The following is a 16038-nucleotide window of genomic DNA, read 5'->3' on the forward strand; positions in this document are numbered from 1 at the left end:
TTCTTGTTTTTCTGTTAAGGTTGAACGAGCCCGTTACGCTTTTAATTTAAGGAGATGAAAAAATGACAAAAGAACCCATTATACTACTCACCCATGGCGGTTGGGGGGCAGGACTTTTAAAGAGTATCAAAATGATCGTTGGGGAGACAGAGAATATTTATGAGGTTGTTTTACAGCCGGAAGATAATTTACAAGAATATATAAAACGTGTAGAACAACAATTAAAAACCGTCACTTGGAGCGAGAAATTGCTTATTTTAACAGATATCAAAGGTGGAACAACAAGTAATGTAGCGTTAAGGCTTTCAAGAGATTATGATATTTTGGCTATATCAGGTTTGAATACGGCAATGCTTTTGGATGCAATCATGAAACAATCCACGCCCTTCACTGAACAATCGGGAGTAGAGATTTTACAAGCATCATTAGATAACTGTCAGATTTTACAATTACCAACAACTAACAATTAGATAGGAGAGTATAAACATGGCAAAAATCGTATTAACAAGAGTAGACAGTCGGTTGATTCACGGACAAGTGGTAACAAAATGGCTACAACAGTCAGGTGCAGATGAAATTTTTGTAGTGAGTGATGAATTGGAGAAGGATGAGTTCTTACAAAGCATCTATGTTATGGCAGCCCCTCCAGGTGTTGAAGTGAAAATCTATGGTGTAGAATCCGCACAAAAATATTGGGCAGAAGAGGCTCCTAACAGCAACGCCAAGGTTCTATTCTTAGTGCCCGATCTACCTACTTTAGAAGCAATGGTCAACGCAAATGTAATCGAAAATGATATTCAAATTGGCGGTTTAGGTGGAGGCGCAGAACGGAAAAACGTGCTTAAAAACATCAATCTATCTGAAAATGACGTCAATGTTCTAAATGGTTTTCTAGAAAAAAATCTAAACGTCTTTTTCCAAGCGATTCCAGAAGATAATCCAATGCCGATCGAAAAATTGATTGAAAAATATAATTCATTATAACTAAAAAAAGGAAGTGACAAAGATGGGTGTTTTAGGTGTTTCAATTACAATGGGCTTATACTATTGGTTCGCCCGCTTGCGGTTTGGCTACACATTTTCAGGAATGTTGTCTCAGCCATTATGTGCAGCAATGGTTGCAGGACTTGCCACAGGGAAAATTGCTGAAGCGATGACGATTGGTGCAGGCATACAATTAGTTTATTTAGGCGTAACGTCAACGCCAGGTGGAAATGTTCCTAGCGATCCAGCATTAGCCTCAGCCATTGCGATCCCGATTGCTCTTGGCGTAGGAATGAATGCAGAAGCAGCGATTGCTTTAGCTGTACCCTTCGGAGTATTAGGTGTTTTTATGGATCAAATCAGAAGAACAGTCAATGCAACATTTGTTCATATGGCAGATAAATATGCCGAAAACTTAAATTACAAAGGGATCTATCGTGCAGCGTTCTTGTACCCAGCACTTGTTGGCTTTTTATTACGTTTTCCACTTGTTTTTGCGGGGAATTTCTTCGGACAATCAGTGGTAACGACTCTTTTAGATATTATTCCAGAAAAATTAATGCACGGTTTTGAAGTAATGGGTGGCTTGTTGCCAGCGTTAGGGTTTGCTTTAACGATCATGGTTATTGGAAAGAAAACATTGATTCCGTATTTTCTCATTGGTTTTGTGGCCGTTATGTATTTTGGTGCAGAAGTGATGGCTGTGGCGGTAATCGGTACGTGTGTGGCTTTCTTGGTGAGAAATAATGCGCTGAAAGAAGGAGAAGCATAATGGAAAATACGACAGATATCAATCAAAAAAAATTAACGAAAAAAGAAATTAGTAAAACCTTTTGGATTTATCAACTTGGCTGTGAATTATCCAACTCTTATGAACGTCTGCAAAGCTTGATTTTCTGTGCATCCATGATTCCAGCGATCAAGAAATTATATGCGGATAATGAAGAGGAACAACGTGAGGCGTTAAAACGCCACTTGGCCTTCTTTAATACGGAAGGAACTATTGGAGCATCGATTCAGGGGATTTCTCTAGCGATGGAAGAAGAACGTGCGAACGGAGCTGATATTGGCGATTCTGCGATTACTTCAATTAAAACTGGTCTGATGGGGCCTTTAGCTGGTATTGGTGATTCTATTGTTTGGGCGGCGATCATGCCATTGATTATTTCAATTTTTATTCCTATTGCTAAAAACGGTAGTATCATGGGTGGTTTAGGCCCGTTAGTGATTTATACAGTTTTAACGATGTATATCAGTTGGGGCTTGATCAATAAGTCGTATACACTTGGTAGAAACTCCATCATGGCACTGCTTAAAGATGGGAAAATCAAACAAGTCATCTATGGTGCAAATGTACTGGGAATGATGATGATGGGCGCTTTGTCTGCAAGTTATGTGAATATTTCCAGCCCGATGAAATTCCATGTTTCAGGCGGAGCAACAATTGTTGTTCAAGATATTTTGGATCAAATCATGAAAGGGATTTTACCGTTGACTGCGGTATTCCTGATTTATTTCTTTATGGTCAAAAAAGGTCCTCGTTATGGAATTATTATTGGAACAATTGTTGCTGTCAGTATTATTGGTTCATTTTTAGGACTTTTATAAAAACGAAGAGGTTGAGATAATATAAATTCTCATCCTCTTTCTTGAGTTTTACATTTAAAAATATAATGTTATAATGTTTAAAAAGGGGTGAAAGTTCAAATGGATAGCTATGAAAAATTCAATCTAAAAGAAGTCATCAATGCCTCAGGCCGTATGACGATCTTAGGCGTATCGAAAGTCTCAGAGAATGTCTTAGCCGCGCAAAAATTCGGTGGGGAACATTTCTTTGAGATGAGTGAGTTAAGCATTCAAACAGGCGCTTACCTAGCTAAATTATTGACTGTCGAAGATGCTCAAGTCGTTTCTTCCGCATCCGCTGGTATCGCCCAAAGTGTGGCAGCCTTGATCGGTGAAGGTTCAGTGTATCACGCCTATCATCCATACACAGATAAAATCACCAAACGTGAAATTATCTTACCTAAAGGGCATAACGTAGATTACGGCACGCCCGTTGAAGTAATGGTCGAACAAGGTGGGGGACGAGTGGTGGAAGCAGGCTATGCCAATATGTGTTCACCTGAACACATTGAAATGATGATCACAGATCAAACTGCAGCGATTCTTTACATCAAGAGCCATCACACCGTTCAAAAAAGTATGTTAAGTGTGGAAGAAGCCGCGACAGTTGCGAAGGCTCATAAGTTACCATTGATTGTGGATGCCGCAGCGGAAGAAGATCTATTCAAATACATCAAAGCAGGCGCAAATCTTGTGATCTACAGTGGAGCCAAAGCCATCGAAGGACCAAGTGCAGGACTTGTGATCGGCAAAAAAGCCTATATCGAATGGATCCGCCTACAAGGAAAAGGCATCGGCCGCGCAATGAAAATCGGTAAAGATAATATCTTAGGCTTTACCCAAGCGGTAGAAGATTATGTGAAAAACGGCAGTGAAGCAGGGGATTCCATGCAAGCACGCTTAGCACCATTTATCGCAGCATTAAATCAAATAAACAATATTGAAGCCAAAAGCGTTCAAGATGGCGCTGGCAGAGATATTTACAGAGCGAGTATCAAGGTCAGTGGAGAAAAGTCAGCGAAAGCAGTCATCCAAGAATTAAAAGCTGAAAGTCCCGCTATTTATACCCGAGAATACCAAGCCAACACCGGGATCATCGAATTCGATATCCGTTCTGTCAATGAAGAAGAAATGACTAAAATCGTGACTCGTTTAACCGAGATCATGAATTAAAAAACTACTAAACAGGAGTGAATCAACCATGACATTAACACCAAACTATTTAGAAGACCGTATTTGCTTAAACGTTTTAGCCAACTCAGTAGAAAACGCAAAAGACTGTTACGAAGCTGCCGAAGGCCATATCGTTTTAGGTGTTTTATCTAAAAACTATCCAACCGATGAAGCCGCAATCGAAGATATGAAAAAATACGCCGCAGAAACCAATAACGCGTTATCAGTTGGCTTAGGTGCAGGCGATCCAAACCAAAGCCAAATGGTGTCAAGAATCTCAAAAGAACTACAACCACAACACGTCAACCAAGTCTTTACAGGCGTTGGGACATCTCGTGCTTTATTAGGTCAAAATGACACGATCGTTAATGGCTTAGTCTCACCAACAGGCAAAGTCGGCATCGTCAATATCGCCACAGGTCCCTTAAGTTCCCAAACACCAGCAGGCGAAGTAACGATCGAAACAGCGATTCGTTTATTACAAGATATGGGCGGTAGCTCTATCAAATTCTTCCCTATGAAAGGATTAGCGCATATCGAAGAATACAAAGCAGTCGCAGAGGCCTGTGCCAAATATGATTTCTACCTAGAACCAACAGGCGGCATCGATTTAGAAAACTTTGAAGAAATCGTGCAAATCGCAGTGGACGCAGGCGTGAAAAAGATCATCCCTCACGTATACAGCTCAATCATCGACTCAGAAACAGGCGATACAAGACCAGAAGATGTGAAAACATTACTAGGTATGATTAAAAATACGTTGAACAACTAAAAGCAGAATGAGCTCGATTAGGGCTGACAGAAAAATAGGGAAAGTTGACTGTGGTGTATTGTGCCACGGCCCACTTTCATCTTTTTTCCGAAGCACTAGCTCATGAAGCTAGATAAACTAAAAGCTGAATGAGCTCGTTCAGGGCTGACAGAAAAATAGGGAAAGTTGATTGTGGCGTATTGTGCCACGGCCCACTTTCATCTTTTTTCCGAAGCGCTAGCTCATGAAGCTAGATAAACTAAAAGCTGAATGAGCTTGTTCGTGGCTGACAGAAAAATAGGGAAAGTTGACTGTGGTGTATTGTGCCACGGCTCACTTTCATCTTTTTTCCGAAGCACTAGCTCATGAAGCTAGATAAACTAAAAGCTGAATGAGCTTGTTCGTGGCTGACAGAAAAATAGGGAAAGTTGCCTGTGTCGTATTGTGCCACGGCTCACTTTCATCTTTTTTCCGAAGCACTAGCTCATGAAGCTAGATAAACTAAAAGCAGAATGAGCTTGTTCAGGGCTGACAGAAAAATAGGGAAAGTTGACTGTGGCGTATTATGCCACCACCCACGTTCATCTTTTTTCCGAAGCACTAGCTCTTAAAGCTAGAGAAAAATAAAGAAATAAGTTAGGAAAAGCAGAGTGTCTTTTCCTAACTTATTTTTATTTTTCTCGAATTGCTTGGATATTCTGATAGTATTTTTCAGTTAGTTTACTATCTTTATTTGTATAATAGTAGAGTTTATTTTTAGTTTTTATTTCCAAAATTGGTTTTTTATCTTTTAAAACTAGCAAATAAGCAGGTTTAGCATCGACCTGGAATTCCCCAGTTAAATAATTCTCTGTTGCTGTTCCGTAAACGCGGAGTTTATCCTTTGGAAGCTTATCCACCAATTTTACGGATTCAATATCGTTCCAGTCGATTTGTCTACGTTGACTTAATGGTGCTGATAAAGAGATACCCTTGTGAGTCGTAGATAATTCAAATGGATTACTTGAAAAATCACTAATCAACATCGGTATACTTGCTACACTTAAAGCAATCAAAATCAAAATACCAGTGATTCCTAAAGTCAGTTTTCCAACGGGTCTGCCTAAATTGACAGAGATATTCATTCCGACGCGATCGGGTACCATGATTCTTTTATCATTTGGATTTATATAGATTCCATACTTCCAATATTGATCCTCATCACTGTAACGGTATTCTTTTGCTTGTGCAATCAATTGATCTTGTTTTTTTCTAGATGAAAATAAATAATAAAAAGTGACTATCACAAATACTAGTATAAGCACCGTGTAACCAACTAAAAACACCATCACTTGCTCATAAGGGAGCATCACTGAACTTGTTGAGATAAAAGACAACGGGCTTAAAACCAATGACGAAATAGCCATTAAAACAGACCAATGATGACGCATTTGGTCATTCACGTTTTGATTGATTGTTTCATCGCTAGTAACTGACTTAACTGGAAAACGTGCAATAAAATAATAAAAAAGCAGAAACATTCCTGTCATAAGAAGAGAAATAAGGCAAATAATCCAAGTACCATTCGCCAAACCAAGTACCTTAAATGAATAAATACAACCTGAAAGAGTAATCAAAACACTGGGTAAAAACCACCAAACAGAAATCAATTTACGGTTTTTATTTGCTACCAATTTTGTATCGACTAAAATCGGACTTGTTGGTAAAATCCAATTGTTTTGAACTTTTACAGTGGTCATTTTACGAATAAAAATAACCTGCAAGTAAAATGAAGTTCCAAGACATCCGATCATCATCACTAGAAAATAAAGCAGAACTAAAGAATCAAATGGGATGACAATGATTGGAAGGGCAATGATAGAGAAAATGAGAGCACATTGCAACAACCTTTTTTTATATGTTTTGCTAACGTTTAGGACTTGTTTATTCTGAAGTTTATCTTTAGGCAAAGTCGTTTCTAAAATAATATTTTTATGCGGATTTGCTGGAATTCTACCTGCAAAAGCCATTAAAAAGTTAACGCCTACAAGTATTAAATATAGGAAAAAATTCATTTTCAACACACCTTTTACTATTCAAATTTTTGATAAATTTGTTTGATTTTTTCTTGAATCATCGTTTCCGAAATTTGATGGATAGAAGCTTCAGCTAATAAAAGTTCAAGCTCCCGTGAAAATCGAGCTTGAAATGGAGGATCTAGTGATTGTTTTGCAGCAACCATTGTTCCATTTCGGCGATCGGTCAAAATGTAACCATCATTTTTCAGTAAAGTATAAGCTTTTGAAACAGTCATCATATTTACACCAATTTCATCAGCCATTTGTCGGACAGAAGGAAGTATCTCGCCAGGTTGTAGTTTATTTGTGGCGATTCCTATAATGAGCTGATTGCAAATTTGTTGATAAATAGGGGTTTGACTTTGTGCATCTATTTCTAATAACATATTTTCACCTCTTTTTGCTCCTTTGTATTATGAAGTATAATACAGGTGATGCAAAAAAGCAATTTTATCTCATTAAAAACTTGAGAGATTGAAAATTCAGGCATATAATGAAAAAGGAATACCATGAGTGAAAGGATGAGTCAATATGTCAGCAATCGAACCAACAGTAACACAAAAATTTCACGATACATTTATAGAAAATAATAAGCAAAATGCTTTACAGCGCGGAGTTATCAAAAATGGAATCACTGCTTCTGCGCAAAACCAAAGTGCTGAAGTAAATAATGTCCCAGTGTTTTCAATAGATATAGCCACTGGGAAAGTAGCCAACCAAAAACAAAGTGGCCGCTGCTGGATGTTTGCAGCCTTAAATACTTTTAGACACAAAATGATCAATAGCTTCAATTTAAAAGATTTTGAGCTTTCTCAAAACTATACATTTTTCTGGGATAAGTATGAAAAATCAAATTACTTCTATGAAAATATCATCGCAACTGCCGATCAAGAGCTAGACAGCCGTAAAGTGGCATTCTTGTTAGCAACACCACAACAAGACGGTGGACAATGGGATATGATTGTCTCTCTTTTCCAAAAATATGGCGTTGTACCAAAGACAGCTATGCCTGAGAGTAGCAACAGTTCAAACTCTCGAGATTTAAATAATTACTTAAATAAAAAATTAAGAAAAGATGCAACGATTTTGCGCGAGTTAATCACCAGTGGAAAAACAGTTGCGGAAGTTCAAGCAGCAAAAGAAACGATGTTAGCAGAAGTCTATAACTTTTTAGCGATTTCATTAGGTACACCACCAGAAGTGTTTGATTTTGAATATCGTGATGAAGAAAAAATGTATCATTTAGATCAAAAGCTAACGCCGCAATCGTTTTATGAAAAATATGTAGGCGTGAATCTTGATGACTATGTAAGTGTAATCAATGCTCCTACAGCAGATAAACCTTATAATCAAACTTATACAGTAGAGATGTTAGGGAATGTTGTTGGCGGTAAAGAAGTGAAGTATATCAATGTAGATATGACCACATTTAAAAAATTGGCAGTGGCTCAGCTAGAACAAGGAGAATCTGTTTGGTTTGGATGTGATGTTGGCCAATCTTCGACAAGAGATAGTGGAATTATGTCTTTAGATGCATATGATATAGATGATTTATTCGATATCGATTTTACGATGACAAAAGCACAACGCTTAGATTTCGGTGAAAGTTTGATGACACATGCCATGGTATTAACTGGAGTAGATGTGATCGAGGGTGCTTCTACTAAATGGAAAGTAGAAAACAGTTGGGGTGAAAAAGTTGGAGATAAAGGATTCTTTGTGATGAGTGATGCTTGGATGGACGAATATACGTATCAAATCGTTATTCGTAAAGAATTACTATCCAAAGAATTACAAGAAATATGGCAACAAGAACCGACAGTTTTAGCACCATGGGATCCAATGGGGGCTTTAGCATAAAAGTATAAATAATTCCCGCCTCTAAAGAGGTGGGTTCTTTTTTTTACCCTAAGTATGCGGATATTTTCAAAAAGATTTTAGTGTGGTATAATTTGTATAGACAAAAGAAAGACGTTGACATTACTACCGCCTAAAGTAAGTAATATCAACGTTGACTGATTCACTAGGAATCTTTTTTTGATAAAGTAAGTGTATCATATGTTGCTTACATTTACAAAATCATGAGATAGAAATTTTTAGAATTATCTGATCAACTTGAAATTTTTTATAAGATAAACTATTTTTCAAAAAAAGCACGAGAATAGTTCTTACTAAAATGGTTGAATTGCTAGACATATTTATAAGTAATACATAGTAAAAAAGCTATTTTAAGCAATATTGCTCAAAGATTAAGTTTTATTTAATAAATAATAGAGAAAAATTCTATTGCTAAATGATTCAATGTGATGTAGAATGGGAGCAGTTTCAACGAATCAATTAAGTAAATCAAATAACTTTTGATGAACAGCGCCGGCTGTTTATCAGTAAAAGTGTGAATCGACAATTCTTAGGCCGTAGATGGAATTGTTGATTGACACTTTTTTTATTGGTTTGTGATCAGTCACATTGTTTCTCTTCATTACTTGAAGTGAAAGAGTGCAGGATGAAACAAAGCGAAACGTTGTTTTCTATATACTAAGGAGGTTTTTACATGAACAAGGATTGGATCAAATTAATGATTGGTGCTTTTTTCGAGGTGCTATGGGTTATTGGAATGAAGCATAGTAATACGTGGTGGGAAATTTTATTGACGATTGTCTTTATTTTTATCAGCTTCTATGCGTTGATTAAAGCAGGAGAAACATTACCTGTTGGAACGGCCTATGCGGTGTTTGTTGGGTTAGGTACAGCAGGAACAGTCATTACAGGAATTCTCTTTTTTGGAGAAGAATTTAAGCTGTCAAAAATTCTCTTAATCGCAATATTATTAATAGGTGTGATGGGGTTGAAATTTGTGACTGGTGAGAAAGGAGCTAGTAAAAAATGAGTTGGCTATTTTTAATTACAGCAGGAATATTTGAAATGTTAGGTGTTGGATCGATCAATCGTTTTAACCAAAGCAAAGATAGAAAGTCATTGTTCCTATTGTTCCTTACTTTTGGTAGTAGCTTTATCTTTCTTTATATGGCGATGAAGAGTTTGCCAATGGGGGTTTCTTATGCTATTTGGACAGGGATTGGAGCGGCTGGTGGAGCAATTTTAGGAATGGTTTTTTATGGAGAGTCAAAAGACTGGCGTAGAATCGTTTTTATTGGTGTCATTTTATTATCAGTGATTGGGTTAAAATTGATTGGTTGATAATTTCAGAATCTGAGCAAAGATAAGTGGAAAACAGTTATCTTTGCTCAGATTCTTACTTTCAATATGTATTCCCTATAAAAGGAGGTTAAATAGATCGTATAAATTAAATGTTCTTAGTTTTTTTATGTGCAAATTGTGTGTTAGTTGGCCTTCCTGAGCAAGTTTTGTTTTCTAATATGATTGTAAACCGTAGGAACAGAAACATTACATTTTTTTGCGATTTCAGGTACAGATAGATTGGAATTCGCATAAAGCTTCAATGCTTCATTTACCTCTTTTGTACGTGGAGGACGCCCCAATTGCTTGCCATTTTCTCTGGCGGCTTCAAGACCTGCCATCACTCTTTCTCGAATTAATTCGGCCTCCATTTCAGCAAATGCGCCCATCACTGTAAAAAAGAAGCGTCCCATTGCAGTTGTTGTGTCTATATTGTTTTGAATACTGACAAAATGAATATTTCTTCGCTCAAATTCCTCTAACAAACTAAGGAGTTGCTTTGTTCCCCTTGATAATCGATCAAGTTTGAAAATAACGAGCGTGTCTCCTGACTTTAGCAGGGCTAATACTTTATTTAACTCGCTTCTAGACACCTTTCTACCACTTTCCCGTTCTTTGTAAATAAAATCTACACCATATTGTTCAAGCGCTTTTTGTTGAGAATCAAATTTTTGCTGATGCGTACTAACACGCATATAGCCAATTACTGTCATGAATATACACCTCTAAATCATTGATAGTTGTAATCTTTTTTAGTGAAAATAAAAAGTCACATTATGTACTTATTCAGCTGTGACTATAGCCGAATAAGATAGAGTCAAACATCTGAATCACCACCTTTAAGAAGATTAAAACAAAGAGTAAAAAATATTTTTAAATACTATTGACTTTCAGTTTTCTCTATAATAAACTAATGATTTTTATAGAGTCAAAAGGCTTGTTATTTTTTGTAGAAGAAACAATCTAGAAATACGTTGTGAAGGGATTTATCCATTCAGATGTATTTCTTTTTTGCGTTTTAGTTGATTTTCTCAATATCATTAGTTTTTTGGACTGTTCGGAGGGGTTGAATGTATAGATGTAGTTGTTTTTCTTATGCGTTAAAAGTAAAGGATTATTGTTTTGGTAAGTTCATGGCAAAGTGAGGGTTTAGGGAAATGGTGGAAGAGCGAAAAAAGAGGCGACGACAACAGCCCAAAAGAGAAACTAAACGGACAAAATCAACAGCAAAACAAGCGATAAAGAAGAAACAAGATTCGATACATTCCAAACCGGAAAATAAGAAGGCACAAACGAAAAATAGAAAAAGAAAGCAAGTACCTATTTCTAAAAAAAAGAAAAATAAATTCCAACATCCCCCTAAAAATTCTGGCTCGACTTTACTATTTAACATTATTTTTTACAGTTTTATTTTGTTTATGATTATCGGATCGATTATTTTTGCAACGACTAAAAATACTGATAAAAGTGTTTTAGGTTACCGTTTTTTCGGTGTGTTGACTGATTCAATGGTACCCAGAGATCCAGAAAAACAAAAAGGAGGCTTCCATTCTGGTGATGTGATTATTGTGAAAAATATTGTTGGAAATTCAGCTGAAGTAGGCGACATTATTACGTTTAGACCAAGTATCAAAAGTCAGGCATTTTTAACGCATAGAGTGAAAGAAAAATTAGATCATTTAGGTGAAACCAAAGGAACCTACTATATCACCCAAGGGGACGCAAACTTAGCAGAAGATGTTCCAGTCAATGAAAAGCAAGTAGTTGGCAAAAAGGTGATAGTGATTCCAAAAATAGGTGCATTTTTAAATTTTGTTCGTGAGAATGTCATTGTTTCAATCACTTTTTTAATCTCGGTTTTTGGATTTATCACGATCATCAGATATTACATTTTAACTAAATAAAGATATTTATTTTTTAATAAGGGCAGATATAGTGCCGTTGTTAAAAAGTTAATAATAAAAAAATTGGGAGGAATTTGAGAATGAATAGAAACAGAAAGAAAAAAGTCCTTGCGTTGGCAAGTGTTTTCGCACTAGCAGCGATAGCTGCAGCAACATTTGCATGGTTTACCAGTGAAGACCAAAAAAATAACCACTTTGAGGGGCAAATTGCAACGGGTAAAGATATTGAAGTAGTGGAAACATTTGAACCACCAACCGAATGGGATCCAGGTTCAGAGGTAAATAAAGATGTGGCCATTGCCAATATTGGAAAATACAAAACATTGGTTCGTGTTTCTTTAGCAGAATCATTACAACTTTTAAAAGACCACCAAGTAAAACCAACAACTGGTGCTGAACTTGAAGGGAAAACAAGCAAAAATGTTTATGTATTGCCAGGAACAGATGCGCCAACTGGGTTCACAGATTCAACATTTGATGGTGACGCACCAAAAATAGTTGTAGCAGCAGGTGATTTTGCTGGGGTTTATACATTGAAAGTAAAAGAAAAAGCTGAAACAGTTGGAACCAAAACAATCTATACGTATCGCTATGCTTTTGAAAAAGGTGGCGTTTTATACTACGCAAGTGGTATTGATGGATTTGTACGAAGTGCATCAAATCAAATTAAAGTAAAATCTGGTACACCTTCTCTTAACTATGTGTCACTAGAATATAATGCAGCTGATGAAAAAGAATGGACAAAAGCACCGATTTATGCACCAAAATTTACACAAGACGGTGCATTGATTTGGAATGTACCAGCAGCAACAGGTTCAAAAAATATTCAAATTTCATTTAACAATATTACAACAGATCCAAAGGTTGCTGACAAATGGTATTTCAATGCGGCTGATGGTTACTTCTATTATACAAGTGTCTTAAATCCAGGTATGAATACAACGCAATTAATGGATGCAGTTAAGCTATTAGGAACAGCAGGCAATGAATATAGTAAATTACTCTATGACTTAACGGTTAAAGGTCAAGGAATCGCGGCATACAAAGATGCTGTAGATGATTGGTTGCCAGCGGGTGTCAATGATACTTTAGCAACAGCTTTAAAAGCTTTAGTACCGGCTAAATAAGCGAAACAGCTATCTATTTTGAGGGGGAAAACAGATGAAAAAAGGGTACTGGGAGTACAAGTGGCTGCTGATAGGATTATTTCTACTGATTAGTCTATCACTTACATTAGAACCTGTTGAAGTAAATTCTGAATCAAATCTTCCCCCTGGAATGGTAGTTGGCGATGATCAAGGCATTAAAATAAAAAATGACGGGCAATACCTTGTTGATATTCGCGATGTAGCACCAGGTAAAAAATGGTCTACGAAAATCACCATCATCAATATTGAAAAAGATACGCCATATCATTTAACAATGAACATTAGCAAACCAACGATGATTGAAGGAACGTTAGATTTGTCTCAAGAAATTCAGATGACATTAATCTATGAAGGAAAAGAAGTCTACAAAGGACCGTTATCTGGTGTAAATAAAACAGTCAATCTACAAGACAAATCTGCGCCATTAAGTCTAGGTACATTCAAAAGTGGTGACACGAAAATGCTAGAAGCTCAATTTGAATTAGATGGAAAAGCTTATACTAACAGAGATTTTTTTAAAAAGAATAGTGTAGAAAATACTTGGTATTTTAAAGCAGTGAAAACAACATTACCTGATACTAAAGAGCCAGATCAACCAGACCGATCATTATTTGAAAAAATAATAACTAGATTTCGGTTACCCAATACGGGAGAAGAATGGCGAAATGCCTTACTTTTTTCATGTGTAGGTTTATTTTTAATACTCGTTTTATTGTTGATCATTAAACATAAAAAAATGGAGAAAAAACCACCTAAAAAGAAAAAAAATGATAGAAAATAGGAAATCGACAAGTGGATTTTTTAGAACGATCAAATGATGGGAGGCGATACAGCATGAAAACAAATAAGCAAACTCTGACCAAAAGAAAAAAGCGAAGAAAAAAGCAAAAAGTTAAAGTCAATATTAAATTAATCATCGCTGTATATACAGTTCTCTTTTCTGGTTTGATGGTTCTAGGAAGTACATATGCTTGGTTTGTCGCTGAAGATAGCGAGGTCAATCATTTTGTTGGTTCACGGCTGTCAGCTGAAATCGTAGAAGAATTTGAACCAGAATTTCAATGGCAACCAGGTTTAACAACTAAAAAAGTAATCCAAGTTAAAAATACGGGGAACATCCCTACATTTGTACGAATCAGTTTATATGAATACTTATTAACGTTCAAAATAGATATTACTGATCAAACGGGTAATGGTAATTTAGTAACTTCTCCAAAAGAAGTATTGCCAACCGTCGATCAAAGAAACACAGAATCGTGGCGACCGGCAACGGAAGCAGGAGGGACATATTCACTTCATGGTCAAAATTTTATTACAGAAAAAGCAATCGTTCCTAATGTACTCACAGGAACGGAAATGTATCAATTCGAAGAAAACGGTAGAGAAAAGACAGAATTACAGTGGTTTCAGTTAATGTTTTCAGAAAATGTTTATAAGGCTGCACCAGTAATCGGAACAAAAGATTATTGGCTATATCAAGATGGTTACTTTTATTATTCTGAATTACTTGAACCCAATGAAATAAGTGCACCAGTTTTAAAAAGCGTACGATTGAGATCCAATGCACCTAATAGGGTTAAGGGAGCATTGTATCAACTGAATCCCATGATGGAAGCTCATGATGCCACAAAAGAACTTTTAAGTTCATGGAACATAGGCAATACAGGTGATTTATACAACATATATCATGGGAAGCTAAATGACTGATTGGGAGAGTTATTCAAACGCAACTAGTTTGAAAATGTACGTTAAGCTACATGAGATAGTCTAGATAAAATAAAAAGGATGTGAAAAGAGATGTATGCGTTAGGTATACTTTCAGATAAACAAACGATACAAAAAAATGAGCAAGAACGACTTTTTACTGACTTTGATATTCAGATCTACGATTTGGAAAATGTAGATTTAACGACTTTACAAGGCATCGTTCTTCATAAAAATGAACATATCCAGATAGAAAAATTATTCCAATGGCTGATTAAATTTCGAGAAAATCCAATAAAACCAATTTGGATTTTGACGGATGAACCATTAGGAAAAGAAAAAGTCATCTATCTGAAATTAGGTGTTATAGGATTTTTATTAGAATCAGATTCTTTTGATGAAATTGCTTGGACTATCAAAAACGGATTAAGTTGTATGACGATAGGACAAAATCATAGTTTTTGTTTAGAACCGTCAAGTTTAGCTGTTCAGATCGCTAACAAAAAGATCACGCTGACTAGATTAGAATATTCATTACTAGATTATTTATATGCTTCTGAAAATAAAGTTCGTACGTATGAGGAAATCGCTAAGTATTTATGGAGTAAAGAAAAGTTAGTGCCAAAATACCGTGTAGCTAATTTAGTTTTCCACATACGTCAAAAAATAAAAATGGTTCATCCAAAATACGTGGATATGATCAAAACAGTCCATTCGAAAGGGTATAGTTTGAACTTATCAGAACAAACAAATAAGTAAAAATGAAAGGATAAAAAATTCAAACGTTTTGCAAAAAGCTAGCAAGTTGTAAAAGGGAGTGGAGGGAACGTGAAGAAAAAGCAGAATACAAAGAAGTATGTAAGTTTAAAAAAATTGAGCTTATTTACAGGCTTTTTGGTAGTGGTAATTTGTTTTTCTTTCGGCTTATATCAAACATATGCGGCTTTGACGGATAGTGATCAAAAGCGTAATGAATTTAGGATTGGAAACTTTCAAACCTCAATAGAAGAAGAATTTGATCCACCAATGATATTTGAACCAGAAAAAGACTATTTAAAAAAAGTATCTATCAAAAATACAGGAGAACAAGACAGCTTTATTCGTGTTTTAGCCTTACCTGTACTTACTAAAAAACAACCAAATGATGCAGTAACATTATTGCCAGCTACGGTGGATGGATCAAATCCAGTTTTAAGTATTGATTACAATTTAACGGACTGGATTGATGGTAAAGATGGTTATTTCTACTATAAAAAGAAACTGGCAAAAGAAGAACGGACAACAAATTTATTTACTAAAATAAAAATGAATCAAGCAAACATTACGGAAGAGTATGAGGGGGTCTCGTTGTCATTTGAAGTCAAGGCCGAAGGAATCAGTACGACTAAGTACGCCTATAGAGATGCTTGGTGGGGAAGTCAAACGCCTACAACTAAACCGCTATCAGATGTAGAAAATTTATTGAAAAATCAAACAATTAGTGAATAGACACA

General features: G+C 36.0%; 18 protein-coding genes. 15 read left to right on the top strand and 3 right to left on the bottom strand.

What is annotated here, in order from left to right; all coding sequences use genetic code 11:
- Nucleotides 1-62: 62 nt before the first annotated feature.
- The 6 genes from I580_RS15555 to dagF all read left to right on the top strand — a co-directional run bounded on the left by I580_RS15555 (nt 63) and on the right by dagF (nt 4555).
- Complete coding sequence (locus I580_RS15555) at nt 63-470, top strand: PTS sugar transporter subunit IIA (RefSeq protein ID WP_010770853.1); 408 nt, start codon at nt 63-65, stop codon at nt 468-470.
- A gap of 16 nt (nt 471-486) precedes the next feature.
- A complete protein-coding gene (locus I580_RS15560; RefSeq protein ID WP_010770854.1) occupies nt 487-984 on the top strand; it encodes a PTS sugar transporter subunit IIB in 498 nt (165 codons plus the stop codon).
- A gap of 22 nt (nt 985-1006) precedes the next feature.
- Nucleotides 1007-1756 carry a PTS mannose/fructose/sorbose/N-acetylgalactosamine transporter subunit IIC gene (locus I580_RS15565; protein ID WP_010770855.1) on the top strand — a complete coding sequence of 250 codons (750 nt, stop codon included), beginning with the start codon at nt 1007-1009 and terminating at the stop codon, nt 1754-1756.
- Nucleotides 1756-2592 (top strand): PTS system mannose/fructose/sorbose family transporter subunit IID, encoded by an 837-nt coding sequence (locus I580_RS15570; RefSeq protein WP_010770856.1) that lies wholly within the window; start codon nt 1756-1758, stop codon nt 2590-2592. Before I580_RS15565 ends, I580_RS15570 begins: the two co-directional genes overlap by 1 nt.
- Nucleotides 2593-2691: 99 nt before the next feature.
- A complete protein-coding gene (locus tag I580_RS15575) occupies nt 2692-3783 on the top strand; it encodes a DgaE family pyridoxal phosphate-dependent ammonia lyase (protein ID WP_010770857.1) in 1092 nt (363 codons plus the stop codon).
- Between the two features lie 28 nt (nt 3784-3811).
- Nucleotides 3812-4555 (top strand): 2-dehydro-3-deoxy-phosphogluconate aldolase, encoded by a 744-nt coding sequence (gene dagF / locus I580_RS15580; protein ID WP_010770858.1) that lies wholly within the window; start codon nt 3812-3814, stop codon nt 4553-4555.
- Between the two features lie 650 nt (nt 4556-5205).
- Here dagF and I580_RS15585 read toward each other — a convergent pair.
- Together I580_RS15585 and I580_RS15590 are read right to left on the bottom strand one after the other, a co-directional pair.
- A complete protein-coding gene (locus tag I580_RS15585) occupies nt 5206-6588 on the bottom strand; it encodes a DUF5808 domain-containing protein (RefSeq protein WP_010770859.1) in 1383 nt (460 codons plus the stop codon).
- Nucleotides 6589-6605: 17 nt separating this feature from the next.
- On the bottom strand, nt 6606-6977 hold the full coding sequence (locus I580_RS15590; protein ID WP_010770860.1) for a GntR family transcriptional regulator: 372 nt from the start codon (nt 6975-6977) through the stop codon (nt 6606-6608).
- Nucleotides 6978-7122: 145 nt separating this feature from the next.
- On the opposite strand from I580_RS15590, the gene I580_RS15595 reads away from it, so the two are divergent.
- The 3 genes from I580_RS15595 to I580_RS15605 all read left to right on the top strand — a co-directional run bounded on the left by I580_RS15595 (nt 7123) and on the right by I580_RS15605 (nt 9789).
- A complete protein-coding gene (locus tag I580_RS15595; protein WP_010770861.1) occupies nt 7123-8451 on the top strand; it encodes a C1 family peptidase in 1329 nt (442 codons plus the stop codon).
- Nucleotides 8452-9142: 691 nt separating this feature from the next.
- Nucleotides 9143-9478, top strand: a complete 336-nt coding sequence (locus I580_RS15600) for a DMT family transporter (protein ID WP_010770862.1) — start codon at nt 9143-9145, stop codon at nt 9476-9478.
- Nucleotides 9475-9789 carry a DMT family transporter gene (locus tag I580_RS15605; RefSeq protein ID WP_010770863.1) on the top strand — a complete coding sequence of 105 codons (315 nt, stop codon included), beginning with the start codon at nt 9475-9477 and terminating at the stop codon, nt 9787-9789. Before I580_RS15600 ends, I580_RS15605 begins: the two co-directional genes overlap by 4 nt.
- 143 nt (nt 9790-9932) lie before the next feature.
- Here the strand turns inward: I580_RS15605 and I580_RS15610 are convergent, their stop codons facing one another.
- Complete coding sequence (locus I580_RS15610; RefSeq protein ID WP_010770864.1) at nt 9933-10502, bottom strand: recombinase family protein; 570 nt, start codon at nt 10500-10502, stop codon at nt 9933-9935.
- A gap of 444 nt (nt 10503-10946) precedes the next feature.
- Here I580_RS15610 and I580_RS15615 point away from each other — a divergent pair, with 444 nt between their 5' ends.
- From I580_RS15615 to I580_RS15640, 6 genes are all read left to right on the top strand, one after another.
- Nucleotides 10947-11693, top strand: coding sequence for a signal peptidase I (locus tag I580_RS15615; protein WP_010770865.1), 747 nt, complete (start codon nt 10947-10949; stop codon nt 11691-11693).
- Between the two features lie 80 nt (nt 11694-11773).
- Entirely contained in the window at nt 11774-12820 is a 1047-nt protein-coding gene (locus I580_RS15620; RefSeq protein ID WP_010770866.1) for a BsaA family SipW-dependent biofilm matrix protein, read from the top strand.
- A 34-nt stretch (nt 12821-12854) separates the two neighbouring features.
- Nucleotides 12855-13622 carry a hypothetical protein gene (locus tag I580_RS15625; RefSeq protein WP_010770867.1) on the top strand — a complete coding sequence of 256 codons (768 nt, stop codon included), beginning with the start codon at nt 12855-12857 and terminating at the stop codon, nt 13620-13622.
- Nucleotides 13623-13675: 53 nt separating this feature from the next.
- Nucleotides 13676-14548: a BsaA family SipW-dependent biofilm matrix protein gene (locus I580_RS15630; protein WP_010770868.1), complete on the top strand. Its 873-nt coding sequence runs from the start codon at nt 13676-13678 to the stop codon at nt 14546-14548.
- A gap of 90 nt (nt 14549-14638) precedes the next feature.
- Nucleotides 14639-15304, top strand: a complete 666-nt coding sequence (locus tag I580_RS16555; RefSeq protein ID WP_010770869.1) for a winged helix-turn-helix domain-containing protein — start codon at nt 14639-14641, stop codon at nt 15302-15304.
- Nucleotides 15305-15373: 69 nt separating this feature from the next.
- Nucleotides 15374-16033, top strand: coding sequence for a hypothetical protein (locus tag I580_RS15640; protein ID WP_010770870.1), 660 nt, complete (start codon nt 15374-15376; stop codon nt 16031-16033).
- The last annotated feature ends 5 nt before the right edge of the window (nt 16034-16038 follow it).

Source organism: Enterococcus caccae ATCC BAA-1240, assembly GCF_000407145.1.
GTDB classification, from domain to species: domain Bacteria; phylum Bacillota; class Bacilli; order Lactobacillales; family Enterococcaceae; genus Enterococcus_L; species Enterococcus_L caccae.